The organism is Halosimplex rubrum (genome assembly GCF_013415885.1).
In the GTDB taxonomy this organism is placed as follows: domain Archaea; phylum Halobacteriota; class Halobacteria; order Halobacteriales; family Haloarculaceae; genus Halosimplex; species Halosimplex rubrum.
Genome location: NZ_CP058910.1, coordinates 2,976,260 through 3,001,662, shown reverse-complemented (window position 1 = coordinate 3,001,662; position 25,403 = coordinate 2,976,260). Strand labels below are relative to the sequence as shown.

General features: G+C 65.6%; 25 protein-coding genes and 1 tRNA gene. 10 read left to right on the top strand and 16 right to left on the bottom strand.

Translation table 11 applies throughout. From position 1 onward, the window contains the following. Positions 1-69 precede the first annotated feature (69 nt). The 3 genes from HZS55_RS14960 to HZS55_RS14950 form a co-directional block, all read right to left on the bottom strand. A complete protein-coding gene (locus HZS55_RS14960; RefSeq protein ID WP_179908390.1) occupies positions 70-213 on the bottom strand; it encodes a hypothetical protein in 144 nt (47 codons plus the stop codon). 78 nt (positions 214-291) lie between these two features. Beyond that, a complete protein-coding gene (locus tag HZS55_RS14955; RefSeq protein ID WP_179908389.1) occupies positions 292-1,035 on the bottom strand; it encodes a DUF2321 domain-containing protein in 744 nt (247 codons plus the stop codon). A gap of 5 nt (positions 1,036-1,040) precedes the next feature. Beyond that, complete coding sequence (locus HZS55_RS14950; RefSeq protein ID WP_179908388.1) at positions 1,041-1,319, bottom strand: hypothetical protein; 279 nt, start codon at positions 1,317-1,319, stop codon at positions 1,041-1,043. Between the two features lie 107 nt (positions 1,320-1,426). Here HZS55_RS14950 and HZS55_RS14945 point away from each other — a divergent pair, with 107 nt between their 5' ends. From HZS55_RS14945 to HZS55_RS14935, 3 genes are all read left to right on the top strand, one after another. After that, the gene (locus HZS55_RS14945) at positions 1,427-1,615 is read left to right on the top strand and encodes a hypothetical protein (RefSeq protein WP_179908387.1); all 189 of its coding nucleotides are present in this window, start codon (positions 1,427-1,429) and stop codon (positions 1,613-1,615) included. Positions 1,616-1,685: 70 nt separating this feature from the next. After that, positions 1,686-2,528, top strand: a complete 843-nt coding sequence (locus HZS55_RS14940) for an aldo/keto reductase (RefSeq protein WP_179908386.1) — start codon at positions 1,686-1,688, stop codon at positions 2,526-2,528. A gap of 220 nt (positions 2,529-2,748) precedes the next feature. Next, positions 2,749-2,922: a DUF7556 family protein gene (locus HZS55_RS14935; RefSeq protein ID WP_179908385.1), complete on the top strand. Its 174-nt coding sequence runs from the start codon at positions 2,749-2,751 to the stop codon at positions 2,920-2,922. A 136-nt stretch (positions 2,923-3,058) separates the two neighbouring features. Here HZS55_RS14935 and HZS55_RS14930 read toward each other — a convergent pair. Beyond that, positions 3,059-3,132: transfer RNA gene (locus HZS55_RS14930), tRNA-Lys, on the bottom strand. Positions 3,133-3,234: 102 nt separating this feature from the next. Between HZS55_RS14930 and HZS55_RS14925 the strand changes: the two genes are divergently transcribed. Both HZS55_RS14925 and HZS55_RS14920 read left to right on the top strand, forming a co-directional pair. Then, positions 3,235-4,689: a DHH family phosphoesterase gene (locus tag HZS55_RS14925; protein WP_179908384.1), complete on the top strand. Its 1,455-nt coding sequence runs from the start codon at positions 3,235-3,237 to the stop codon at positions 4,687-4,689. Between the two features lie 71 nt (positions 4,690-4,760). Further along, positions 4,761-5,210, top strand: a complete 450-nt coding sequence (locus HZS55_RS14920; RefSeq protein ID WP_179908383.1) for a DUF5799 family protein — start codon at positions 4,761-4,763, stop codon at positions 5,208-5,210. 27 nt (positions 5,211-5,237) lie between these two features. Here HZS55_RS14920 and HZS55_RS14915 read toward each other — a convergent pair whose 3' ends face one another. After that, entirely contained in the window at positions 5,238-6,218 is a 981-nt protein-coding gene (locus HZS55_RS14915; protein WP_179908382.1) for an isocitrate/isopropylmalate dehydrogenase family protein, read from the bottom strand. Positions 6,219-6,287: 69 nt separating this feature from the next. Beyond that, complete coding sequence (locus tag HZS55_RS14910; RefSeq protein ID WP_179908381.1) at positions 6,288-6,959, bottom strand: cyclase family protein; 672 nt, start codon at positions 6,957-6,959, stop codon at positions 6,288-6,290. 144 nt (positions 6,960-7,103) lie between these two features. On the opposite strand from HZS55_RS14910, the gene HZS55_RS14905 reads away from it, so the two are divergent. Next, positions 7,104-10,469 carry a methyl-accepting chemotaxis protein gene (locus tag HZS55_RS14905; RefSeq protein ID WP_179908380.1) on the top strand — a complete coding sequence of 1,122 codons (3,366 nt, stop codon included), beginning with the start codon at positions 7,104-7,106 and terminating at the stop codon, positions 10,467-10,469. A gap of 149 nt (positions 10,470-10,618) precedes the next feature. Then, complete coding sequence (locus tag HZS55_RS14900; protein WP_179908379.1) at positions 10,619-11,452, top strand: hypothetical protein; 834 nt, start codon at positions 10,619-10,621, stop codon at positions 11,450-11,452. A 74-nt stretch (positions 11,453-11,526) separates the two neighbouring features. Here the strand turns inward: HZS55_RS14900 and leuD are convergent, their stop codons facing one another. The 9 genes from leuD to HZS55_RS14855 form a co-directional block, all read right to left on the bottom strand. Beyond that, positions 11,527-12,150 carry a 3-isopropylmalate dehydratase small subunit gene (gene leuD, locus HZS55_RS14895; protein ID WP_179908378.1) on the bottom strand — a complete coding sequence of 208 codons (624 nt, stop codon included), beginning with the start codon at positions 12,148-12,150 and terminating at the stop codon, positions 11,527-11,529. Continuing rightward, on the bottom strand, positions 12,147-13,568 hold the full coding sequence (leuC, locus tag HZS55_RS14890; RefSeq protein WP_179908377.1) for a 3-isopropylmalate dehydratase large subunit: 1,422 nt from the start codon (positions 13,566-13,568) through the stop codon (positions 12,147-12,149). Before leuC ends, leuD begins: the two co-directional genes overlap by 4 nt. Further along, entirely contained in the window at positions 13,565-13,879 is a 315-nt protein-coding gene (locus tag HZS55_RS14885) for a hypothetical protein (protein ID WP_246308272.1), read from the bottom strand. Before HZS55_RS14885 ends, leuC begins: the two co-directional genes overlap by 4 nt. Positions 13,880-13,898: 19 nt before the next feature. Beyond that, positions 13,899-14,897, bottom strand: coding sequence for a ketol-acid reductoisomerase (gene ilvC, locus HZS55_RS14880; protein ID WP_179908376.1), 999 nt, complete (start codon positions 14,895-14,897; stop codon positions 13,899-13,901). Further along, positions 14,890-15,546 carry an acetolactate synthase small subunit gene (ilvN, locus tag HZS55_RS14875; protein ID WP_179908375.1) on the bottom strand — a complete coding sequence of 219 codons (657 nt, stop codon included), beginning with the start codon at positions 15,544-15,546 and terminating at the stop codon, positions 14,890-14,892. Before ilvN ends, ilvC begins: the two co-directional genes overlap by 8 nt. A 1-nt stretch (position 15,547) precedes the next feature. After that, entirely contained in the window at positions 15,548-17,383 is a 1,836-nt protein-coding gene (ilvB, locus tag HZS55_RS14870) for a biosynthetic-type acetolactate synthase large subunit (RefSeq protein WP_179908374.1), read from the bottom strand. A 306-nt stretch (positions 17,384-17,689) separates the two neighbouring features. Continuing rightward, positions 17,690-18,910, bottom strand: a complete 1,221-nt coding sequence (locus HZS55_RS14865; protein WP_179911888.1) for a LeuA family protein — start codon at positions 18,908-18,910, stop codon at positions 17,690-17,692. 247 nt (positions 18,911-19,157) lie between these two features. Beyond that, positions 19,158-19,589 (bottom strand): hypothetical protein, encoded by a 432-nt coding sequence (locus HZS55_RS14860; RefSeq protein WP_179908373.1) that lies wholly within the window; start codon positions 19,587-19,589, stop codon positions 19,158-19,160. 15 nt (positions 19,590-19,604) lie between these two features. Beyond that, positions 19,605-20,681, bottom strand: coding sequence for a hypothetical protein (locus tag HZS55_RS14855; protein WP_179908372.1), 1,077 nt, complete (start codon positions 20,679-20,681; stop codon positions 19,605-19,607). Between the two features lie 477 nt (positions 20,682-21,158). Here HZS55_RS14855 and HZS55_RS14850 point away from each other — a divergent pair, with 477 nt between their 5' ends. Continuing rightward, on the top strand, positions 21,159-21,989 hold the full coding sequence (locus tag HZS55_RS14850) for an SDR family NAD(P)-dependent oxidoreductase (protein WP_179908371.1): 831 nt from the start codon (positions 21,159-21,161) through the stop codon (positions 21,987-21,989). Between the two features lie 32 nt (positions 21,990-22,021). Here HZS55_RS14850 and HZS55_RS14845 read toward each other — a convergent pair whose 3' ends face one another. Continuing rightward, a complete protein-coding gene (locus tag HZS55_RS14845; RefSeq protein WP_179908370.1) occupies positions 22,022-23,512 on the bottom strand; it encodes an aldehyde dehydrogenase family protein in 1,491 nt (496 codons plus the stop codon). Positions 23,513-23,695: 183 nt separating this feature from the next. Here HZS55_RS14845 and HZS55_RS14840 point away from each other — a divergent pair, with 183 nt between their 5' ends. Next, positions 23,696-24,355, top strand: coding sequence for an alpha/beta hydrolase (locus HZS55_RS14840; protein ID WP_179908369.1), 660 nt, complete (start codon positions 23,696-23,698; stop codon positions 24,353-24,355). 90 nt (positions 24,356-24,445) lie between these two features. Further along, positions 24,446-25,387, top strand: a complete 942-nt coding sequence (locus tag HZS55_RS14835; RefSeq protein ID WP_179908368.1) for a VOC family protein — start codon at positions 24,446-24,448, stop codon at positions 25,385-25,387. Positions 25,388-25,403 lie beyond the last annotated feature (16 nt).

Genomic DNA, 25,403 nt, shown 5'->3' with positions numbered 1-25,403 from the left:
TTCTCGACCACTATCGGGGGACTCACTCCCCGGAGGCGCAGCGGCGCGAGCGCGAAAAGTTGAGTGGCTTTAGTCGTCGGAGTACCCGGCAGCGTTGTTGTATCCCTTCAGAAAGTGGGTGAACAGGTACATCCCGACGAGCCCGACACCGGCCAAGACCGCGAGCAGGAATCCGATGTACAGTACAATCGTTGGCATCCCTTCGATAATCATGAGTGTGTCATGTCGAATATAGGTCATAAAACTACCTTCGAAACATCCAGTCCTCGGGTAGCCATGATTACCGCTACGTTAACCCCTGTGTGCCGTCTCTACCTCCCTTCGGAGTCGGAATAGGACTTTTACGACATACGTAACATCGTCAGAGATTGATTCTAAATCATCAGCATCTACTCGTTCTTCAATCGAGTGAGCAGAGGCATCTCCGTCATATTTGATTCGATAGATCTTATCGACAATGTCTTCTTCTTCAACAGTGAAATATTGCTGAAATTCATCCGTTCTTTCTTTGAAAGCATCAATTAGCTCCCCGAAAGATGCATGCTGTCTCTGTTCCGTATCGAAAAACACATGGACATTAGTCATGCTGACGTGTTTACGAATTATGTCTAATAACAGATTTTCAATTAGTTTTCTCGTCAGAATCAACGTAGCATGGTCTGCTTTCACTCGATAACAGAGATTGGCCTCATAAACTGTCGATGGGTAGAAGTGACCATCTATTTCTTTGTCATCGATTTCTATAAATTTCCCTTCCCTCTCTTCGTTTTTCTCGATCGGGTCTACCCAAGGGTACGCAGTCCCGCATTTTTTGCAGTTATTGGGTAGTTCGTTGAAATCTTTATTCCAATCTGATTGTAGTCCAATTAACGAGTCACAACACTCGCATTTGTTAATTATTTCCTCCCCACATCTTCCACAATAGGCGTTTCCCTCGTATACGCTCCATTTATTATCATTTCTTGCACTGGGGTGAGCAACTACTTTTTTCACATGCCCATTTCGACAAACGCGAGCAGTCTTTGAATTATCCATTTTCCTTATCTCCTTAGCATCCGGTCGCCCGGCGGCCACGGCTGATTATCCGCGTCGATCTCCCCGTCGAGATAGAGCTTCCCGTCGCGGGTCAACACGAACATGTCGCCGTGGAGCTGGCCGACGAACTCGATGTGCCGGAGCTTCTCGATACGCTCGTGGACGTGGCCCTTCGAGCACGAAGTCCGATTCTCGCGGGCGATCGTCTTCGGCGTCGACCAGCCCTTACGGTCCAGCGTCTCTACAATCCGCTCGGCCAACTGCTGCAACCAGTAATCCGACATTCTCTTTCGAATATCTGATCGGTGCTCGTAGTTTAAGAGTTGCCCACACCGATCTCCGTCCTGAAAAATCGGAATGTTCACGGCGCCCGTCGACGACGGAGACACCGATGACCGACGGGGGATACTACGGCTACACGTCCGAAGAACTGAAGATAGTCGCGGGGACGACGGCCGCGCTCACGCTCGCGCCGCTGGTCTTCTCGCCGGTCGACGGATGGGGACTCGACCGGTTCGCGTTCGCGCTCGGGTGCGGGTTCCTGGCGGGGCTGACGGGGCTGGTGTTCCACCGGGGCTGAACCGGCGAGTTCGCTGTCGACCAGTAGGTTGAATCCGCGAGCGACACAACTGGAGACCGGTGAGACTTCTATGACCGACGTTCCGACGCAGACACTGCCGAGCGGCGACGAACTCCCGCAGATCGGGTACGGTACGTGGAACATCGGCGGCGAGACGGTCCAGGAGGGCGTCCGCGCCGCCCTCGACGCCGGCTACGCTCACGTCGACACCGCGGAGGGGTACAAGAACGAAGCCGAGATCGGCGAGGCGCTGGCCGACTACGACCGCGAGGACGTGTTTCTCACGTCGAAGGTGCTCGCGAAGAACCTCAACTACGACTCGGTGATCGAGTCCTGTCGGGACTCGCTGGACCGACTCGGAACGGACTACCTCGACCTGTACCTGATCCACTGGCCGAACCCCGCGATCTCGCTTCGGGAGACGCTGGACGCGATGGCGACGCTACACGACGAGGGCCTGATCAGGAACGTGGGGGTCTCGAACTTCAGCGCCTACCAGCTCAGCTGCGCCCACCACATCTCCGACGTACCGATCGCGGTCAACCAGATCGAGTTCCACCCGTGGCTCCAGCGGCCGGATCTGGTGGAGTACTGCCGCGAGACCGACACCGTGGTCGAGGCCGCGGCGCCGCTGGCCCGTACCGAGGTCTTCGAGGACGAGGTCGTCCAGCGGCTGGCCGACGAGTACGACAGGCACCCGGCACAGATCGTCCTGAAGTGGGCGACCGAGCGCGATATCGTCGTCCTGCCCAAATCCTCCTCGCCCGACCACGTCGCGTCGAACCTCGACCTGTTCGACTGGTCGATGGCCGACGAGGACCTGGAGACGCTCGACGACCGCGACCGCGACGCACCGGTGTACGACCACCCGGCCCGCGACTGGTCGGGCGACGTGTACGGCATCCACCAGTAGCGTCCCAGCCCGCGTGCGGCCCTCTTTTCCGCGTTCAGCGCTGTTTCGGAGGGACAGAAGGACGACGAGCGGCTCGCGTCCGACAGTAGCGATCGGCTCCGTACACATCTATCGTCGAAATCGGGACGAGAGTTCAGTTATTCCGAATACTTCTTTAGATGGATAGCGGGATGGGGCGTATACCAAAACATTCATCACACAATACGGCGATCATCTGGATATGAGCACCGATGTGTGGTCAGTCGACGAACGATCGGTGGACGAACGGGAGGTCGTCTCGACGGTGGACGACGCCGACGGGGCGGCGCAGTTCGTCGTCGCCGATATCGCCCGCGACGAGGCGTGGGTCTCCATCGAGGAGACGGACGCCTGCTCGCTCGACGAGTGGCGGTAAGGCCGCAGTCGGTGCGCCGTTCGGCTCCGATTCCTGCGTTTTCCGCGGTACCACTGCAGACGGGTACCACGTGGTAGGTCCCCTGCGGGCTCAGAACACGTACTAACCCGTGTTCGAGACGATTCGCGGCAGAAAGCGGGCCGGAAGGGATTTGAACCCCTGACCGTCTGATTAAGAGTCAGACGCTCTGCCGGACTGAGCTACCGGCCCACGAATTCGAGTTACGGAGGTTGACTGAAATACGTTACTGTTCGGGCCGGGGAGCTCGGAACAAGGGGGAATTATATGCGTCGTCGCCTTTGACGTGACACTATGAGTACCGGCATCACGATGGCGTCGATGTCTCGCTACGCTATCCTCGGGTGCGGGAGCGTGGGTCACGCCGTCGCCGAGGAACTCGTGGGCGAGGGCAAGGAGGTCGAGATCATCGACCGCGACGAGGGCCGGGTCGAGGCGCTGCGCGACCAGGACCTCGACGCCAACGTCGCCGACATCCGCGACGAGTCGGTCGTCGACGAGGTCGCCGACTGCGACGTGGTCCTCATCATGTCCTCCGACGTCGAAGCCAACTCCGCCGCCGTCGAGAACATCCGCGCCCGCGGCGACGACCACTTCATCGTCGCTCGCGCTTCGGACCCCGTCTCCGCCGACGAACTCACGGATCTGGGCGCCGACGTGGTGATCAACCCCTCCGCCGTCATCGCCGACTCCGCGCTGCGCGCGCTGGAGACCGGCGAACTCGAGTACAAGGCCCGCAACCTCGCCGAGGTCATCGACGACACGGACGGCCGGATGGCGATCCTCGTCCACCGCAGCCCCGACCCCGACTCCATCGCCAGCGCCGCGGCCCTCCGGGACATCGCGGCCAGTCGCGACGTGGAGGCCGACATCATCTACGAGGGCGAGATCGGCCACCAGGAGAATCGCGCGTTCGTCAACCTCCTGGGCATCGACCTGGTCTCCCGGGACGAAATCGACATGACCGACTACGACACCGTCGCCCTGGTCGACTACGCGAAGGGCGGCGCGCCCGCCGAGGCCGAGGCCATCGACATCCTCGTCGACCACTACGAGCAGGAGGACGACGAGGTCGACGCCAGCTTCGAGGACGTGCGCTCGAACGTCTCGGCCACCTCGACGATCCTCACCAAGTACATCCAGGAACTGGACCTGAACCTCAGCCAGGAGGTCGCCACGGCCCTGCTGTACGGCATCCGCGCCGAGACGCTCGACTTCAAACGCGACACGACGCCCGCCGACCTGACGGCCGCCGCCTACCTCTACCCGTTCGCCGACCACGACACGCTCGAACAGGTCGAGTCGCCGTCGATGTCGCCCGAGACGCTGGACGTGCTCGCCGAGGCCATCCGCAACCGGGAGGTCAGCGGGAGCCACCTCGTCTCCAACGCGGGGTTCATCCGCGACCGCGACGCGCTGGCCCAGGCCGCCCAGCACCTCCTGAACCTGGAGGGAATCACGACGACCGCCGTCTTCGCCATCGCCGACGACACCATCTACCTCGCCGCCCGGTCGAAGGACATCCGGATGAACATCGGGAAGGTGTTAGACGACGCCTTCGGCGAGATGGGCGAGGCGAAGGGCCACTCCACCGACGCCGCCGTCGAGATCCCGCTGGGCATCTTCACGGGCATCGAGACCAGCGAGGACAACCGCGAGACGCTGCTGCAGCTCACCGAGGAGGCCGTCCGCAAGAAGCTCTTCGACGCGATGGGCGTCGACTCGGCCGGCGAGAGCAACGGCAGCTGACGGGCGCCTCTCGGTCCCGAGTTCCCGAGGCGAGCGGGAGATACATACCGGAGAGCGTGTTACTCGAAGCCATGAGCGACAGCGAGTGGAGCGACCGGATCGTCGGCGAGCGGATGCAGACCGACCAGGAGTTCGCCGAGAAGGTCGCCGCCTCGAACTTCTCGCGCCAGCAGTGGGGCCTCATCATGACCGCCGTCGAGTTCGAGATCGAGAACCCCGACGACCCCGAGTCCGCCCGGCTGGTGGCGAACACGAGCAAGGTCGAGAGCATCGTCCCGGAACTGGAGAAGGTCGACCAGGCGGCGGGGATGGCCGCGGGCGGCGGCCGGCAGTCCGACGACTCCGGGGGCATCCTCGACGGCGTCAAGGACGCGCTCGGGCTCGGCGGTGGGAGCGACGGCATCGACCGCGAGCAGTTGGCCGCGGCCGAGGAGATGGCCCAGATGTACGCCGGCGACCTCCAGGAGAAACTCGAATCGCGCGGGAAGTGGGAAGAGGTCTGCGTCCTCGCGCGGGAGTGAGCGGCCCCGTTTTCGCCGATCGTCCGCTCAGAGGCGGTCGACGACCGCCGCGGTCACCTCGTCGGTCGAAGCGTCGCCGCCGAGGTCCGGCGTGCGCGGCCCGTCGGCGAGGACGCCTTCGACGGCGTCGCGGACGGCCGTCGCTTCGTCGCCGTAGTCGAGGTGGTCGAGCAACATCGCGGCCGAGAGGATCATCGCGGAGGGGTTGGCGATCCCCTGTCCGGCGATGTCGGGCGCCGAACCGTGGACCGGTTCGAACAGCGCGTTGTCCTCGCCGACGTTCGCGCTCGGGAGCAGGCCCAGCCCGCCGACCAGTCCGGCGGCCAGGTCCGAGAGCATGTCGCCCGCGAGGTTCGGGCAGATGACGACCCCGTACTCGCCGGGGTGCATGACCAGGTGCATCGCCAGCGCGTCCATCAGCGCCGTGTCGTAGTCGACGTCGAACGAATCGCCGACTTCCTCGGCGGTCTCCAGGAAGAGGCCGTCGGTCTCGCGCATGACGTTGGCCTTGTGGGCGATGGTGACGTTCTCGAAGCCGTTCCGTTTCGCGTACTTGAATCCGAACTCGGCGATCTCCCGGGAGGCGTCCTCGGTGATCACGCGCGTCAGCGTGCGGACGCCGTCGTCGATCTCCGCCTCGATGCCGGCGTAGACGCCCTCGGTGTTCTCGCGGATGAACACGAGGTCGGTGTCGGGCTGGACGGCGTCCAGGCCGGGGTAGGAGCGCGCGGGGCGGACGTTGGCGAACGAACCGACGACCTCGCGCAGCGGGAGGATCACGTCGGCGGCGGTCTCGCCGGCGGCGCCGAACAGCGTCGCGTCGGCGTCGGCGGCCAGCTCTCGGGTCTCGGCGGGCAGGGCCTCGCCGGTGGCTTCCTCCACGGCGTCGCCGGCGTCGCCCTCGACGAAGTCGAAGTCGGCGTCGACCGCTTCGAGCACGTCGACCGCGGCGGGTGTGACCTCCTGTCCGATCCCGTCGCCGGGGATCACGGCGATCTCGTGAGTCATGCCCCAACGTCCTCCGGGTGCCGAAAAGAGGGTGTCGATGTGTCTCGGCGGACTACGGTTCCCTCGATGTCAGCGCGACTCACCGTCCCCCGCGTGCGCCACTGCCCGTACCGGCGAGGCGTCAGCACCCGCGAACCGCAACGGGTAGGCGTGCAGTTCGAACCGCTCGGGCGTCCGGTCGAGGCCGCGGAGGTTCTCGACGATCACCCGCTCGCGTTCGAACAGCCGCTCGTGGACCGGGAACCCGTCGGGCTCGTCGTCGCCCGCCCGCTCGGCCGGCGTCGGGTCCGGGTTGACCGTATCGACCCCGAGGTCGCAGTCGCGGTCGGCCAGCCACGCCGCGGCCTCGGCGGTGAGATACGGGTGCTCGAAGTATCGGTCGTTCCCCCAGTGGCGGTCCCAGCCGGTGACGACCGCGACGAGGTCGACCTCGTGGGGATCGACGGCCAGCGCGTCCCGGAGCGCGTCGAGGGAGACCGGTTCGCGGGCGTCGAGCGGCCGGAGATCCGCCGCGGCGGCGTCGAAGCGAAACCGGTCGACGGGGAACTCGTCGAGCGACGGCCCGTCCGTGAGATGTGCGGGCGCGTCGACGTGCGTCCCCGCGTGGGAGTCCAGATCCAGCCGGGTCGTCCGGTAGCCGTCCGTATCGAGAGTCGCGTCGGGCTCGACGCGGACCGGCTCGGTACCGGGGTACACCGGCATGTCGGTCGCCAGCGAGTGACTGAGGTCCAGCGGTCTCACCCGCGATCCTACGCCCGCCCGGATGAAGTGGCCGTCGGGACGGTCGCGGCCAGCCCGTCGACCCCGCGAAACGCCGCCGAACCGATATCACGACTGAGAATTGATGAATCAAGCATAAGAGACCCGATGATATCTGGGGATATAATGAGACTGAGTGCGAAGCTCATCCTCGTCTTTCTGGTGGTTTCGCTGATACCGACGGCGGTGGTTGGGGTGACGGCGAACCAGTCCATGACGGATCTGAGCGAGCAGTCCCAGCGCGCGAGCGCGGCGTCGCTGGAGGCGCAAGTGACCGACGAGCTGAACAACAGTGTCGAGGCCCGCTCCGAAGAGATCGGGAACCTCCTCAACGAGCGGCGCGCCGACGTGAAGTCGCTGGCGGGCACCGCCGCGGTCGGCGACTACTACGCGGCGGCGAGCGGCGAGTCGGCTCAGGCGCGCGAGCGGAGCGCGCGCCAGCTCGGCTACGTCGCGCTCCACGTCCGCGACGCCGTCGAGAGCACCACCGAGACCCTCCTCGAAGAGCGCTACGACGGACGGGTCTGGGAGGAGCTGAGCGCCGAGGAACAGATGGCCGTCGAGACCGCCGTCGAGCGGCGGATCGCCGGCACGGCCGGGAACGGGACGACCGACGCGGGCGCGCTCGCCGACACCTTCCGACCCGGCTACGTCGGCGAGACGGGCTACGCGATGGTCACCGACCGCGAGGGGGCCGTCGTCGTCCACCACGAGGTCGGCGACGGCGAGCGCCTCGGCGGCGACGCCGGCGGGCTGTCGATGGCCTACGACGCGATCAACCGGACGGTCCGCTCGGACGAGGGCGTCCGCACGGGCGCGGACTGGGCGAGCGAGACCTACACCGCCGAGACCGGAGCGGGCGACGACGCCGAGGGGACCCGCGTCGTCTCCTACACCTACTACGACCGGTTCGACTGGGTGATCGCACCGGGCGTCTTCGTCGACGAGTTCCGCCGGAACAGCGTCACCGAGGCTCGGTCGAACATCGCGGGCTCCTTCGAGAGCGCGCTCTGGACGCAGACGATGACGGTCGACGGCCAGGACGCACAGGCCTACCGGAGCCTCCGCCTGACCGACGCCGACGGCCGGGAGGTCGTCAGCGTCACCCGCACCGACGCCGGCTCGGTCAACGTCTCGGAGGACGAGAACTCCTACGCCGACACCGGGTGGTTCTCACGGGCGAAGAGCGCCCGCCCCGGGCGGGTCGTCGTCGGCGAGATCACGATGCGAAGCGGCGAACAGCGCAACATGCTCGCGACGCCGGTGTACCACGACGGTCGCCTGGCGGGCGTCCTCGCCGCGGAGTTCAACTACCACCACGTCACCAACATCACCAACAGCGTCACCGTCGCCGAGTCGGGTTACCTCTACATCGTCAACGACCGGGGGGAACTGGTCAGTTACCCCCGCGAGTCGCTGCTGCGGGAGAAGGCCAACCTCGCACAGGGAGCGCTCGGCGACTCGCTGGCGACGACCGTCAACGAGCGGATGATCCAGGGCGAGGCGGGACTCGCGACCTACAGCCTCGGCAACGACACCGACGCCGCCCAGCGCTACATCGGCTTCCGCCCGCTCGACGTGGGCGAACGGACCTACACGATGGTCGCGACCGTCCCCGAGTCCGACGTGACCGACCCCGCGGCCGCCCTCGGCGCGCAGCTCCGCGCGGAGGCCGACGCGACCCGCCAGACCATCCTGCTCATCCTCGGCGCCATCCTCGTCGGCGTCGTCGCGACCGGCTACGGGCTAGCGCGGTACTTCGCCAGACCGATCGAGCAGGTCCGCGACCACGCCCAACGGCTCGCCCGCGGCGAGTTCGACGAACAGCTCGACGTCGACGCCGGCAACGACGAGATCGGTGAGATGGTCACCGCCTTCGAGGAGATGCACGGCAACCTCTCGATGGCCGCCGCCCAGGCCGACGCGCTGGCCGACCAGGAGTTCGACGCGCCCGTCCTCGACGAGGAGGTCCCCGGCCGGCTGGGCGCCGCCCTGTCGACCATGCACGAGAACACCGAGGCGTTCGTCGCCGATCTCGACGAGGCCCGCAGCGAGGCCGAGGCCGCCCGCGAGGAGGCCGAACAGCTCGCCGCCGACCTGCGACGGCAGGCCGAGGAGGCCGCGGGCGTCCTCGAACGGGCGGCCGACGGCGACCTGACCGCCCGGATGGACGAAACGCGCGACAGCGACGCCATGCGGACCATCGCCACCGAATTCAACGCCATGCTCGGCGAACTGGAGGACACCGTCGTCGACATCAAACGCTTCAGCGACGAGGTCGCGGGCGTCAGCGAGCAGGTCTCCCGCGGGTCGAACGAGGTGTCCTCCGCCAGCCAGGAGGTCGCGGAATCCATCGAAGACATCGCCGCCCGGGCGGCCGAACAGACCGGGAGCCTCGAGGAGGTCTCCGGCGAGATGAACGACCTGTCGGCCACCGTCGAGGAGATCGCCTCTTCGTCCGACGAGGTGGCCGAACTCTCCGCCGAGGCCGCCGCCGACGCCCGCGAGGGGACCGATCTGGCCGAGGAGTCCATCGAGATGATCGAGACCATCGAGGACCAGGCCGACGAGACCGTCGACGAGATGGAGCGGCTGGAACGGGAGGTCTCGGAGATCGACGAGATCGTCACGCTCATCGACGACATCGCCGAGCAGACGAACGTCCTCGCCCTGAACGCCTCCATCGAAGCCGCCCGCGCCGGCGAGGCCGGCGAGGGCTTCGCCGTCGTCGCCAACGAGGTCAAAAATCTCGCCGAGGAGACGAGCGAGGCGACCGACGAGATCGCCGGCCTCATCGACGGGGTCGAGTCCTCGACCACCGAGACCGTCGCGGACATGCGCGAAATGCACGAGGCCGTCGAGGACGGTCGCGAGACCATCGACGAGAGCCTGCGGACTCTGCAAGAGATCGCCGACCACGTCGAGGAGGCCAACACCGGCGTCCAGTCGATCAACGACGCAACCGACGAGCAGGCCGCCTCCGCCCAGGAGGTCGTCGCGATGGCCGACGACGTGGCCGACGCCAGCCGCGAGACGCGCTCGGAGGCCCAGGAAGTCGCCTCCGCCGCCGAACAGCAGACGATGACCGCCACGCAGATGGCCGGCACCGCCGACGAACTCGACGGCCTCGCCGACCAGCTTCGCGAGCAGCTCGACGAGTTCACCGTCGACGACGGGAGCGGGTCCAGCGAGGACGACGACCCCGCATTCGGCGGCGGAGGCGGCGACGACCCTGCGCTGAGTGGCGGCGACGAAAGCGGCGACCCCGCGCTCGACGACCCCGCGGCGACCGGAGACGATCCGGACGCGGCGGCGACCGACGGCGGTCGCGCGAGCGAGGAGAGCGCGGCTTCGTCGGAAGCCGACTCCGACGGCGGTCGCGCGAGCGAGGAGAGCGCGGCTTCGTCGGAAGCCGACTCCGACGGCGGTCGCGCGAGCGAGGAGAGCGCGACCTCGTCGGAGTCCCCCTCCGACGGCGGTCGCGAGGACTGAACCGCGCCCGGAACCCGGCGTCGACGTTTCTCCCGCCGGAGATCCGCGTCACGTGCGAACGTTCAAAAGGGATCGGGAGCCACGACCGTCGTGATGCACGCTCGGTGGATCACTCCGGGAGACGAGCCCGGTTTCGGGGGGACCGACCGATGGGATGGCTGAGCCGGATACGGGTCCAGGGTCCGGTCGCGCTCCGCGCGCTTCGAGCCGTCCTGTGGAGACCGTACGTCCTCGTGTATCCGGTCCTCGCGTCGATGCTCGCACTCCTGCTGCCGGCCGTGATCGCGGTCGGTCTGGGCCTGATCGACATCCGACTGGTCTGGCTCACCGTCCCGATCTACCTCTTCGGCCTCGCGCCCCTGTTCGGGTTGTTGATGGTGGCGTACTGCCACGAGCTCGACGAACTGTTCGCCGGTCGGACGCCGACGCCGGGCTCAGGGATCGCGCGCGCCATCGCAAGGTTCAGAGTGCTCGTCGTCGCGTCGCTGCTCGCGAGTCTCGGGTCGCTGCTGGCGGAGTCGGGCGACGACGATTCGGTCCCGTTCGGCGGGCTGGTCGGTATCTCCTCGGCCACGGCACTGCGCGCCCTGAACGGCTTCCTCTACCCCGCCGTCGCGGTCTCCGAGGGGTCGCTCGGGGAGACCGCCGAGGAGGTATGGGCGGCCGCCGAGCGGCGCTGGGGGACCGCCGTCGTCACCGCGACCGGCACGCGCGCGGTCGGGATGGGCATCGTCTGGTCGGCGATCATCACGTCGGTAGCGCTCGCGGTCCTGGCCGTCCTCGGTGTCTTCTCGATCGAGGTCCCGCCGCTCGGCGGTTACACGCTCTCCGTCGCGTTACCGGTCGCCGGGCTGTTCACCGCGACGGCTCTCACTACCACCGTCAGAGGCGTCGTCGAGACCGCCCTGTACCGCTACGCCGTCGACGGCGAACTGCCCGCCGCGCTCGGTGACGACGCCGACGCGTTGCTCGCGGACCAGTGACGACTGGCGGCGAGGAACGGGTCGACGAACCACTGCAACCGAACGCGTTCCGAAGGGCGCGTCGGTCGAACGAGTCAGTCCGCCGATCCGAGGTACGGCAGCGAGCCGGCCGTCTCCTCGATGGCGTTCCGGTTGGCCTTCATCAGCGCGGTGGTGTCCCAGTTGCCCTCGACCAGCGCCTCGCGCTGGGCGCGGTCGACGCTGACGTTGATCTCGTTGTCGCCGTAGGTGACGGTCTCGGCGCGCACGTCGACCTCGATCTCGCCATCGGGGTTGTCGTCGACCCACTGCTGGAGCGCGTTGATCGTCTCGTGGTCGGCCGTGACCGTCGGGATGCCGAGCGCGAGGCAGTTGCCCGCGAAGATCTCCGCGAAGCCCTCGCCGATGATGGCGTCGATGCCCCAGCGCATCAGCGCCTGTGGGGCGTGCTCGCGGGAGGAGCCACAGCCGAAGTTGTTGTTGACCACCATGACGTTGGCGTCCCCGAAGCGCTCCTCGTTGAACGGGTGCTCTTTCTCGTTGTCGTCGTCGTCGAACCGCAGGTCGAAGAAGGAGAACTGGCCCAGCCCGTCGAAGGTGACGACCTTCATGAACCGCGCCGGGATGATCTGGTCGGTGTCGATGTCGTTGCCGCGGATCGGGATGCCCGACCCCTCGACGTAGTCGACCGACGGGATGTCCTCGGTGGCGTCGCTCATGACACCTGCACCTCCTCCAGGTCGCGCACGTCGGAAACCTCGCCGGTGATCGCCGCCGCGGCGACCATCCGCGGGTTCATCAGGACGGTCCGGCCGTCCTTGCTCCCCTGACGGCCGACGAAGTTCCGGTTCGAGGACGAGGCACAGGCCTCGTCGCCCTCTAGCTGGTCCTCGTTCATGCCGAGACACATCGAACAGCCGGCGTTGCGCCAGTCGAAGCCGGCCTCCTCGAAGATGTCCTTGAGCCCTTCCTCCTCGGCCTGCTTCTGGACGCGCTGGCTGCCGGGGACGACGAACGCGCGCACGTCGTCGGCGACCTGTCGGCCCTTCACGATCCGGGCCGCGCGGCGCAGGTCCGGCAGGCGGGCGTTGGTACACGAGCCGAGGAAGGCCACGTCGATGTCGTAGCCGTCCATCGTCTCGCCGGGATCGACGCGCATGTGCTCCTGGGCGCGCCGGGCCGTGTCGACCTTGTCGTCGGCCAGGTCCTCCGGCGCCGGGATCGGGTCGTGGATGCCGATGCCCTGGCCGGGCGTGGTGCCCCACGTGACGACCGGGTCCAGCTCGCTCGCGTCGATGCGGACCACGTCGTCGTACTCGGCCGTATCGTCGCTGCTGATGGACTCCCAGTAGGGTTTGAGTTCGTCGAACTTCTCCGGGTTTTCCTGGAAGTAGTCCGTCTGTTCCAGCCACTCGTAGGTGGTCTCGTCGGGGTTGACGTAGCCCGCGCGAGCGCCGCCCTCGATGGACATGTTGCAGATGGACATCCGCCCTTCCATGTCCAGGTCCTCGATGGCCTCGCCGGCGTACTCGTAGACGTAGCCGACGCCGCCCTCGGTGCCCAGACGGCGGATGATCTCCAGGATGATGTCCTTGGCCTCGACTCCTCGGCCGAGTTCGCCGTCGACCTGGATCTTGCGGACCTTCTGTTTCTCCATCGCGATGGTCTGGGTGGCCAGCACGTCGCGGATCTGGGAGGTCCCGATCCCGAACGCGAGCGCGCCGAACGCGCCGTGGGTCGACGTGTGGGAGTCGCCGCAGACGATCGTCTTGCCGGGCTGGGTGAGCCCCTGCTCCGGGCCGACGACGTGGACGATGCCCTGCTCGCCGCTGGTGGGGTCGAGGAACTCGATGCCCGCCTCGCGGACGTTCTCCTCGAGTTCGGACATCATGTTCTCGGCCGCGTCGTCGCCGTAGGGCCGCGACTGGTCGGCCGTCGGGACGATATGGTCGACCGTGGCGAGCGTCAGATCCGGGCGCGCGACCTCGATGTCGCGCTCGCGGAGCATGCCAAACGCCTGCGGGCTCGTGACCTCGTGGATGAGGTGGAGCCCGACGAACAGCTGGTCCTGCCCGTTGGGCAGCGTCGTCACTTTGTGCCGGTCCCACACCTTGTCGTACAGTGTTCCCTGACTCATACTGATCCGTCTCGTCCGTCCGCGCCCCGCTGGAAGACGCGGTTGGCGTCGGCCGCGTCGTCGTCGGGATGTTCGTGGTCGACGTCTTTCATCGTCTGCTCCGCTTCGTATTCGGCTTCCGCGTGCCCACCGTCGGCCGCCACTGCGGGCCCCCGCTGGAAGGCGAAGTCGTCGCCGAAGGCCTTCCCGGTGTGGGGGTTAGTGTGGCTGAACTCGCCCATCGTCGCGTTCGGGGCGGCGTCGCCGACCGTCGCGGTGGTCGTCTCGGTCGTTCGCGTCGCGTCTGTCGTGTCGTTCGAATCGTCCGTCATCTATCTGGTTCCGCTGGTCTCACTCCTCGTCGGCCCACGCGAACAGCTCGCGCAGGCGCCCGCCGACTTCCTCGATCTGGTGGTTCTGTTCGGCGTCGCGGTACTGCTTGTAGGCCGGCCGGTGGGCCTGGTTCTCGTTGATCCACTCGCGGGCGAACTCCCCGTTCTGGACCCCTTCGAGGATCTCGTCGAAGCCGTCGCGGTCGATTATCTCCTCGCCGCGGGTGAGCCCGCCGTACTCGGCGGTGTCCGAGACGGAGTTCCACATGCCCATGTGGCCGCCCTCGTACATGAGGTCGACAATCAGCTTCAGCTCGTTGAGACACTCGAAGTAGGCCATCTCCGGCGCGTAGCCCGCGTCGACCAGCGTCTCGAAGCCGGCCTTGACCATCTCGGTCACGCCGCCACAGAGGACGGCCTGCTCGCCGAAGAGGTCGGTCTCGACCTCCTCCTTGAAGCTCGTCTCGATGACGCCCGCGCGGGCGCAGCCGATGGCCTGGGCGTAGGCGAGCGACTGTTCCTTGGCTGCCCCGGTCGCGTCCTGCTCGATGGCGATCAGGCCCGGCGTGCCCTCGCCGCGCTTGTAGGTGCGGCGGACGAGGTGACCGGGGCTCTTGGGGGCGACCATCGTCACGTCGACGCCCTCCGGCGGCTCGATCTGGCCGTAGTGGACGTTGAACCCGTGGGCGAACTGCAGCGTGTCGCCCTCCTCCAGGCCGTCCTTCACCGCCTCGAAGACCGCCGGCTGGACGGTGTCCGGGACGAGCATCACGGTGATGTCCGCCTCGGCGACGGCGTCGTCCGGCACCGCGACGCGGAGGCCGTCCGCTTCGGCCTCGTCGCGCGAACTCGACCCCTCGCGGAGGCCGACGACCACGTCGACGCCGCTGTCGGCGAGGTTCTGGGCCTGCGCGTGGCCCTGGCTGCCGTAACCCAGGATGGCCACGGTCTTGTCCTCGATGTGCGATGCGTCGGCGTCGCCGTCGTCGTAGACGGGTACGGTGAAGTCGTCAGTCATCTGTAGCTGTCTGAGGCGTCTCGCCCGTCTCTGATATCGTCTCCGCTTTCCGTCGGGTGTCTTCGAGCGTCTCGTCGCCGCGCTCGACCGCCGCGGCGCCCGTGCGGACGACCTCCTGCACGTCGAACTGGTCGAACGCCTCGACCGCGGCCTCGATCTTCTGCTGGCTACCCGTGATCTCCACCGTGATAGCCTCGGGCGAGGCGTCGACGACCGACCCGTCGTACATGTCCGCGACCGCGTTCACGTCGTCGGGCTTCTCGCCGCCGACCTTCACGAGGATCAGCTCGCGCTGGACGGCCTCGGGTTCGAGCTCCTCAACCGAGATGACCGGCACGAGCTTCTCCAGCTGTTTTTTCGCCTGGTCGACGCCGGGCTCGGGCTCCTCGATGACGATCGTCATCCGGGCGACCTCCGGGTCGTCCGTGGCGCCCACGGTCAGGCTCTCGATGTTGAACTGCCGGCGGCTGAAGAGTCCGGAGACCTCCGCGAGGACGCCGGGCTCGTGGTTCACCAGCGTCGACAGCACCGCCTTGCGCGGCTGGTGGGTCGCCTCGGCTTCCGGGTCGATACGAATACCTTGCGAGTTCCGTCGGCCCGCCGGTCGCATCCGTTCGTCGGGATGGGGGCCGTCCATGCCTTGCGTCATCTCAGAGGTCACCCAGTTGGTCGCCGTTCAGTGCGAACAGTCCGTTGTCCCCGCCGCTGGGGACCATCGGGTAGACGTTCTCCGCGGGGTCGATGATCGCGTCGACCACCGCCGGACCGTCGTAGTTGCGCGCCTTCTCGATGACCTCGTCGACCTCCTCGGGGTCCTCCAGGCGGAAACCCCGAGCGCCGAACGCCTCGGCGAGCATGTCGAACTGCGGGATCCACGGGTACTCCGAGGCCATCCGCCGACCCTCGTAGAAACCGTCCTGCCACTGGCGGACCATCCCGACCGCCTCGTTGTTCAGGACGACGTACGTGATATCCAGGTCCTCGCGGACCGCGACCGAGAGTTCCTGCACCGTCATCAGGAAGGATCCGTCGCCGTCGAAGCAGACGACCTCCTGGTCGGGCGCGGCGATCTTCGCGCCGATGGCCGACGGGACGCCGTAGCCCATCGTGCCCAGCCCGTGACTGGAGACCCAGGTCCGTGGCTCGGTGAACGTCCAGAACTGGCTGGCCCACATCTGGTGTTGGCCGACGCCGGTCGTGACGATGGCGTCGTCGTCGGCCAGCTCGGAGTACCGCTCGACGACGTACTGGGGTTTGAGCGGCTCGTCCTCGGGCATGTCGTACTCCATCTCGTACTCGTCCTTCCAGGCCTGGCACCGCTCGCGCCACTCGGCGTAGGCCTCGGGCGAGCTATCGGTCGCCTCGTACGCGACCGCCATCGCGTCGTCGAGCTGGCGCAGGACCTGCTTCGCGTCGCCGATCAGCGGGTGGTCCGCCTGGATATTTTTACTGATCTCGGCGGGGTCGATGTCCACGTGGATCAGCTCGGCGTCCGGCGCGAACGTCTCGACACCGCCGGTCAGCCGGTCGTCGAAGCGCGTCCCGATGGCGAGCATGCAGTCGGTGTTGGTGATCGCCATGTTGGCGTAGCCGGTGCCGTGCATGCCGGCCCACTCCAGGCTCAGCTCGTGGTCCTCCGGGAACGAGCCGATACCGGGCATCGTCGTGATGACCGGGATCTCGTACTCGGTGGCGAACTGCCGGAGTTCGTCGCTGGCGTCGGCCTTGATGACGCCGCCGCCCGCGAGGATGACCGGGCGCTCCGCGTCGGCGAGCGCGCCGGCCGCCGCGTCGACCGCCTCGGGTTCGGCCTCAGTCGGCGGGTTGTAGGTGTCCGGCGTCTCCGGTTCGCCGGGGAACGCGTCGGTCTCGCCCTGGGTCACGTCCTTCGGGAGGTCGACCAGCGTCGGCCCCTGGCGACCCTCGTCGGCCAGCGCGAACGCCTCGCCGACCTCGGTGCCGACCGTGTCCGCGTCCGCGGCGAAGTAGCTGTGCTTGGTGACCGGCTGGGTCACGCCGACGGTGTCGGTCTCTTGAAACGCGTCGTTCCCGACGAAGTTCGTCGGCACCTGGCCCGTCAGCGCGATGACCGGGTCCGAGTCCATGTTCGCGTCCGCGAGGCCGGTCACGAGGTTGGTCGCGCCCGGCCCGGAGGTCGCCAGGCAGACGCCCGGTTTCCCCGAGACGATGCCGTAGGCGTCCGCCGCGTGGGAGGCGCCCTGCTCGTGGGCCATCGTGACGTGGGTCAGTTCCTCGGAGTCGTACAGCGCGTCGTAGACGGGCATGATCGCCCCGCCCTGCACGCCAAAGAGCGTCTCCGCGCCGGCCTGTTCGAGCCCCGCGACGACCGACTCCGCCCCCGTCGAGACGGTGTCGTTGGTCGTCTTCGCGCCCTCGGCGGCCTCCGTCGCCGCTGTCTCCGTCGTCTGTTCCTCGGTGTCCGTCCGTTCGCCCTCCGGTGGCGACACTGGTGTTTGCTCGCTCATGTGTTGTGTGGTCGTCGTATCCGCTGTGCGTCGAATCGATGCGTCCGCCGAGAATGAACTGCTGTAGATGAGGGGGCTAGGGGGCCCCTACGATACGGACGCGAAGCGCGCCGCTGGACGCGAGTTCGGCAGCCCCGGCGCCAGCGGTCGGTGTCATCACTACGGAGTTGTACACACCGGCGGCAATAAATTTTCCGTGTCCGGCGCGCGCCCGCACCGTTCGACCGTCGCGACACCGGTCGCGCGACTCGCCGTGACGGTAGCTCTCGCTGTGTGCGCTCGGCGGCCGTGGAGGCGGGCATCGTCCTACGCCCGGACCTCCTCGTTTTCGACCTCGCGGTCGACGCCGACGTCCTGGGCGAACTCCTCCAGGACCTCCATGGTGACGCGGTTGTCGTCCGCGCCGAACTCCTTGACGCGTCGGGTGATCTCGCGTACCTCGTCGTCGGTGGGCTCGTAGTCCGCGTCGATCAGCCGCTCCCTGACGGAATGCTGCCCGGTGTGCTTGCCCAGGACGAGCTCGCGCGAGGCCCCGACCATCTCCGGGGTCATGACCCCCGGCTCGAACGTGTCGGAGTTCTCGATGACGCCGGCCGCGTGGATCCCGCTCTCGTGGGAGAAGGCGTTGCGGCCGACGACCGGCTTGTTCGCCGGCACCGGAATGTCGCTCTTGCCCTCGATGATCCGGGAGATCTCGGTGATCCGCGTCGTGTCGATCCCGGTATCGACATCGTACAGCGACTCCAGGGCCATCACGACCTCCTCGTAGGCCGCGTTGCCCGCGCGCTCGCCGATGCCGTTGACCGAGACCTGCGCCTGCGATGCGCCCGCCTCGAAGCCCGACAGCGCGTTGGCCGCCGCCAGCCCGAAGTCGTCGTGCGTGTGTACGTCGATGTCCGCGTCGGTGCGGTCGACGACCTTCGCGATCATGTCGCGGAACCGGCCGGGCGTCGCCACCCCGCAGGTGTCCGGGATGTTGATCCAGTCGGTGCCCGCCTCGCTGACGGCGTCGACGACCTCCATCAGGAACGCCTCGTCCGTTCGGGTGGCGTCCATCGGCGAGAACATGCAGTCGACGCCCGCCTCTTTGACGCGCTCGACCGACTGGACGGCGCGCTCGACGGCCTGCTCGCGGGTGGCGTGCATGGAGTCTTCGAGCTGTACGTCGCTCGTCGAGACGAACACGTGAACCAGCTCCACGCCGGAGTCCAGTGCCGCTTCGACGTCTTTCTCGACGACCCGAGCTAACCCGCAGGTCGTCGTCGAGGTCGATTCCGCGATGTCGCGGACGGCCTCGAATTCCGCGTCGGAGTTGACCGGGAAGCCCGCCTCGATGACGTGGGTCCCCATGTCGTCCAGCACCGCCGCTATCTCCCGTTTGTCTTCGTAGGAGAACGACGTGCGTGGTGACTGCTCCCCGTCGCGGAGCGTGGTGTCGAAAATACGTGCCTCGTGAACTTCCGAGGTACTATTTAAAGTACCCTGGAAGAACTCGATCCGCCGGCGAAGCCGACGTGCCCTCAGTATTGGACATTGTACTCTATGCTGTTCTCTCGGAGGACATAAAGGCTCCGCTCGGTGCGTTCGTGCGGTAGCGCGTGGCACGGAATTAGTCTTAGGGGATTTGGAGCCGGGTCCAGGCACAGGACGAATAATCTGGCATAAATAGTTAGACAATAGAATGGATATTTGATTTGGAGAGCTAAGTCCCCCTCAAGTAGGAGATCTATCTCCGCACATCGGTTAGTATACTTAATTTAGCTTCATAGTCAAGCTATTCTCTTGGGCCCACAACAATGTAATCGTCATTATTTCTGAGATTTTCGATGTATGTGTCTAAGGGGCCGTCTTGGCTTACATCTTCTAATTCTTCCTGATAGTCTTCGGCTCTTGATTGATAGATTGCATTTTGTAGCCAATAATCGTTTTTAACATCTTCTTTAAATACAGTAAGCACAAGCAGAATATGGTAGCCATTCAATGCAATATACGTGCCAAATGCTCGAGTTTCTCCTCGATCTTTCTTTATATAATCAACGTCATCTGTTACACTCTTGTTGAAGACATCACTGGCATTCCAGACATGAAGAAATTCTTCACTCTGCTTCCTGATTCGCCTTTCGAGAGAGTTATCAAGGTCATCTAATTGCTCACAAGCCTCATTCAGATAGATTACGTATCGTGGCCGGCCAGTCTCAGTACTCATCTAATACTAGTCCGTTTATTTACCTTCCAAGGCCTGCCTGAACTCTTCTCTCGTTGGGAGCTGATGACCACTCTTAGAGTTCACCGACTCCTCTCTCAGGTTGTGATTATCTTGTTCCTTAGGCAAGAGTTCAATTGCACGGCACTCAGATTCGATACGCTCCATACGGATAGAATATCCAGATATTAGTCTTTCAAAATCTGAGATGGAGCCTTCCAAGAGTGCCTCTTGATTGGGGCCGTGCATTGTGTTCATAGATATAATTTTGGTTACAATATTCCACGCCCGATCATGGTAAAACTCCTCAACCATACTGAGCTGATACGAGAGATCCCCTCTGAATTGATCCATATCACGCTGAGATATCGTGAAATAGATATCGTCTATAAGCTCAAGGAAGTCGGACAGCAGATCTGCCGGATTCTCATCTTTGGATAGACTCAGATCGTATTCGCTAAGACCGGTTGGAGACAGCTCTTGATGGCTATACATTTCAGCTTCAAAAGCTTCTAGCGTGTCTACGAAGTCTAAATATGATTCCTGATCAAAATTGTTTAAACTCTCGCTATCTTTGTACAGATGGAGAACTTCTTGGACGCGGACATTAATTAAGTACAAATCAACCCAGTTCTCAATATCTCCGCTGTATTCTGTGTAAAACTCTCTAAGAAGAGTGGTCTTGTCGGTATTCAGAATGGCTTCGAGAGAGTCAAGTGCTCCAATAGATACATCTTTGAAGAACTCACGATAGTCTTGTTCATCCCAAATATTATCTTTCGATTGTTGATCTGATGGGCTAACGGGCCGTTCAGTCGCTGGTAGATTATCCAATGGTGCTGGTTCAACGGTATGAGTACTTGGAACAAGGGTTCCCAAGTCACCACCGTATCGATGCCAACTGTGCTGCATCTCTTCATGGAGTCCACGTTCAGCCATCGCAATATACATCAGTTTGTCCAACTTGATGTGGCCGTCTTCAATCTCATCAAATGATTTTTCTATGGACGAATCTTCAAGTGCAGCTTTCAGCCCTTTCTGAATTGCTGTAGAATAGTACTCTTCCCAGCGCTCAGAGAGATTATTCTGGGCCATACTCTATTTTCACTAGACTGAAGTAGGGGAGATTAGTAACTCTTCTGGTTCCTCCTTTATTGTAGTCAAACAAACATATCGTAGGGATCTTGTCTAATTTGTATGGACTTTAGGTGCAGCCCGTCCGACATCAACAATAGTGGACGGGGATAAGAAATCTTGGCTCCATGGAATCTTGTGTTACCGTCTGTTCAGCTCAGTGCGGCCAGTGGCGCTCTACTCCCTAATGATGAGATTGATCGCGATTGACGACTTCTAGCGAGCACGTCAACCACTTCATTGCTCTCATGGAACAGCAGGAATACGCACCATGCTGTCGAACTCCTGCGTCCACTGCAGTGGGCAGCTAGCGGTATTGACGTTCCCACAGCCTGCGGCGACACCCGCGGGAACTCGGACCAATATCACGGTTCACACAGAAGAATCCACCCGGTGAAGGCATACACTTTCCTCACTGCCCGACAAAATCCCTGAAACATGAACGGCTTGGCCGGAAAAACGGCACTCGTCACTGGAGCGGGATCGGGCATCGGACGTGCATCGGCACTTCGATTCGCCGAAGAGGGCGCGAACGTCGTGGTCGCCGATATCGACGTCGAGGGCGGCCGCGAGACGGTCGCCCTGATCGAGGACGCCGGCGGCGACGCGACGTTCGTGGAGGTCGACGTGTCCGATACGGCGTCGGTCGAGCGGATGGTCGACGCCACCGTCGACACCTACGGGCGCCTCGACTTCGCGCACAACAACGCGGGTATCCTCACCGACTTCGTGGAGACGACGGGCATCAGCGAGGCCAACTGGGACCGGATCGTCGACATCAACATGAAGGGGATCTGGGCGTGCATGAAGGGCGAACTCCCCGCGATGGAGCGCACGGGCGGCGGCGCCATCGTCAACACCGCCTCGGAGGCCGGCCTCGTGGGCATGGGCGGGCTCTCCAGCTACTCGGCCAGCAAGCACGGCGTCGTCGGCCTGACGAAGTCGGTCGCGCTGGAGTACGCCGAGCGCGATATCCGCGTCAACGCCATCGCGCCCGGGCCGACGAAGACGAACATCCAGTCGGGGATCGTCGGTGATTCGAGCGGGTCGTCGATACTCGATCGAATTCGCTCGGTCGTGGGGACGGTCCGGATGATCCTCCGGACGCTTCGGGCTGACTTCGACACCTCCGCGATGCGTGACGTGCCGATGGACCGGATCGCCGACCCCGAGGAGATGGCCGGCGCCGTCGCCTTCCTCTGCTCGTCCGACGCCTCCTACATCACCGGGACGACGCTCCCCGTCGACGGCGGGCAGGCCGCCGACTGAACGGCGGGCGCCGCCCGAGGTACTGGCCCCGCTCAGAACGGGTACTCGCGGGGCTCGCGCTGGATCGAGATCCACTTCGTCTCGGTCAGCTGTTCGAGGATGGCGCCGTCGTTGTAGCCGCCGACGCCCGAGGCTTCGGTCCCGCTGAAGGTGACGTGGGCCTCGTCGTTGATCGGCTGGTCGTTGATGTGGACCTGCCCGGTCTCCATCCGGTCGGCGATGTCCATCCCCACGCCGAGGTCACCGGCGTGGACCGAGCCCGCCAGCCCGTACTCGGTGTCGTTGGCGATTTCGACGGCTTCGTCGACGTCGGAGAAGGGGATGACCGGCGCGATGGGGCCGAAGTGCTCGTTGCACGCGGCGGGCATGTCGTTGGTCACGTCCGAGAGGACGGTGGGTTCGACCACGAGAGAGTCGTCGACGCCGTCGTAGTCGCGGGTCTCGCCGCCGGTCTCCAGCGTGGCGCCGGCGTCGACGGTCCGCTCGACGTAGTCGAGCATCTCGTCGCGCTGGGACTCGTCGACGATCGGGCCGACGATAGTGTCGTCCTCGTGGGCGCTGCCGACCGCGAGCGACTCCGCGCGGTCGACCAGCGCGGCGACGTACTCGTCGTAGACATCCTCGTGGACGACGTGGCGGTTGATCGAGATGCAGACCTGGCCCTGGTGGACGAACGAGCCGAAGGTGGCGCTGTCGACGGCGCGGTCGATGTCGGCGTCGGCGGTGACGACGTGGGCGTTGTTGCCGCCCAGCTCCATCGACTGCTCGGCGAGGTTCTCGCCGGCGGTGGCGGCGACGTGGCGGCCGACCTCCGTCGATCCGGTGAAGGCGACCACGTCGCTCTCGGGGTGGCCGGCGACGCGGTCGCCGATGTCCGAGCCGCTGCCGGTGACGACGTTGAGGACGCCCGCGGGCAGGCCGGCCTCCTCGAACAGTTTGGCGAACAGCAGCCCGCCGGTGATCGGGGTGTTCGTCGCGGGCTTGAGGACGACGGCGTTGCCGGTCGCCAGCGCCGGCGCGACGGCGCGCATCGAGAGGTTGAGCGGGAAGTTCCACGGCGAGATGACCGTGACGACCCCCCGGGGAAGTCGCTTGACGACGTGCTCCTTGCCGGGAACGTTCGAGGCGGCGTGGTCGCCTTTCGTCCGCCGGGGCAGCGTCGCCGCCTCGCCGGCTTGGTCGGTGGCGATCTGGACCGAAGTCTCGCCCATGATCGCCGAGCCGCCGGCCTCGTGGGCGAGTAGTTCGGTGATCTCGTCGCTGTGGGCCTGGAGCGCCTCGATGGCGTTCTGGATCACTTCAGCGCGGCGCGCGGGCGGCGCGTCGGCCCACTCGGACTGTGCCGCGGCGGCCGCCTCGTAGGCGGCGTCCACGTCGGCCTCGACGGCGGCCGGAACCGTCGCGACCCGCTCGCGCGTCGACGGGTCCTCGACGGCGAGCGTTTCGTCGCTCTCGGCGGCCGTCCACTCGCCGTCGACGTACAGTGCGTTCCAGTCGTCGTCGATCGCGTAGCTGTCGGGCACGAGTGTCTCGACTAGGGAGTTCGGACGGAAAAGGGGCGAGGAGCCGGCCGGTGCTGCCGGGGCCCGTCGCAAACGTGAGCGACCGGCGAGAAAGCGGGATTCAAGTCGTCTCAACCCGTACCGGACGACGAATGGGGGTCGCACCTGCGGGACCGTCGACGACCGCGCGACGGGGGGACTGAGATGGCTGGCTCACACCGGGACCGACCGCTCGTCACCGCCGGCGCCCCCCTGTCGGTCGCCGGAGCGGCGGTCGTCCTCGTCCACGGCCGCGGCGGGAGCGCCGACGGGATGGTCGCACTGGCCGACGAGTGCTACCGCCACGGCCTCGCGCTGGTCGCGCCGGCGGCGCGGCGCAACCGGTGGTTCCCCGGCTCGTTTCTCGCACCCCACGAGGCCAACGAACCGGAGTTCTCCGCGGCCCTCGAAGCGGTCGCCGACGCCGTCGCGACGGTCCGCGAGGCGGGCGTCCCGCGGGAGCGCGTTGTCGTCCTCGGGATCTCCCAGGGCGCCTGCGTCGTCGCGGAGTTCGCCGCGCGGAACCCCCGCAGGTACGGCGGCGTCGTCCTGTCGAGCGGCGGGCTGATGGGTCCCGAGGTCGGCGACTACGACGGCAGCCTCGACGAGACGCCGGTGCTCGTCGGCGGTCACGAGGGCGACCCGCGGGTCCCGGTCGAACGCGTCCGCGAGACGGCGGCCGTCTTCGAGGCGCTCGGCGGGGACGTGCGGACGCGGATCGAGCCCGGCGACGACCACGGGATCACGGACGCCGAACTCGCGGCGGTAGGTGACCTGGCCGAGGCCCTCCTGGCAGGTGAAACCGGCGGGCGTTCGGATCGGTGAACGGGCTCCCTCTCGGAGTTCGTGCGGGAGAGTCCGGGGGTTGAGTGTGCCGGCAGAGGGGGTATCGGGGTCGCCGTCGAACCGGGCCCAATGCCAGCAGACATCCCCGGGATCCACCACGTGACGGCCATCGCGAACGACCCCGGTCGTAACTACCGGTTTTTCACCGAAGCGCTGGGGTTGCGACTGGTGAAACGCAGCGTCAACCAGGACGACGTGTCGGTGTATCACCTCTTCTACGGCGACCGGAGCGGGACGCCCGGAACGAGCATGACGTACTTCCCCTACACGGACGCCCAGCCCGGCCGCGTCGGTACGGGGCAGGTGACGGCCGTCCAGTTCCTGATCCCCGCCGGCTCCGTCGAGTACTGGACCGACCGACTCGAATCGGAGGGCGTCGGCCACGACCCGCCACGCGAGCGGTTCGGCGACACCGTGATCCCCTTCGAGGACCCCGACGGCCTCCCGATGGAGCTCGTCGCTCGGGCGGACGCGCCCGAGGGCGACCCGCCAGACGGCCCCGTCCCGGACCAGCACGCCATCCGCGGCTTCTTCGGCGTGGCCCTCTCGCTGGCGACCGCCAGCGGGACGGGGAACCTGCTCAAGACGATGGGGTTCCAGCCGACCAAAAGCGAGAACCACCGCCAGCGGTTCCGCGCCGGCGGCGACCTGGGCGCCGTCGTCGACGTGCTCGAAGACCCGGAGGCCCCGCGGGGCGAGTCGGGCACCGGAACGGTCCACCACGTCGCCTTCCAGGTCTCCGACGCCGAGCAGGCCCAGTGGCACGACGCCCTCGTCGAGCGCGGGCTCCGCCCGACGCAGATCATCGACCGGAAGTGGTTCAAGTCGATCTACGCCCGGACCGCCGGCGGCGTCCTGTTCGAGTTCGCCACCAAATCGCCCGGCTACACCGTCGACGAGAGCGTCGACGAGCTCGGCGAGCACCTCGTCCTCCCCGAGTGGCTCGAAGACCGCCGCGCCGAGATCGAACCGAATCTCCCCGAGCTGTCGACCGCCGCGCACGAGGCCTGACCGGGTCGCCGGGCGG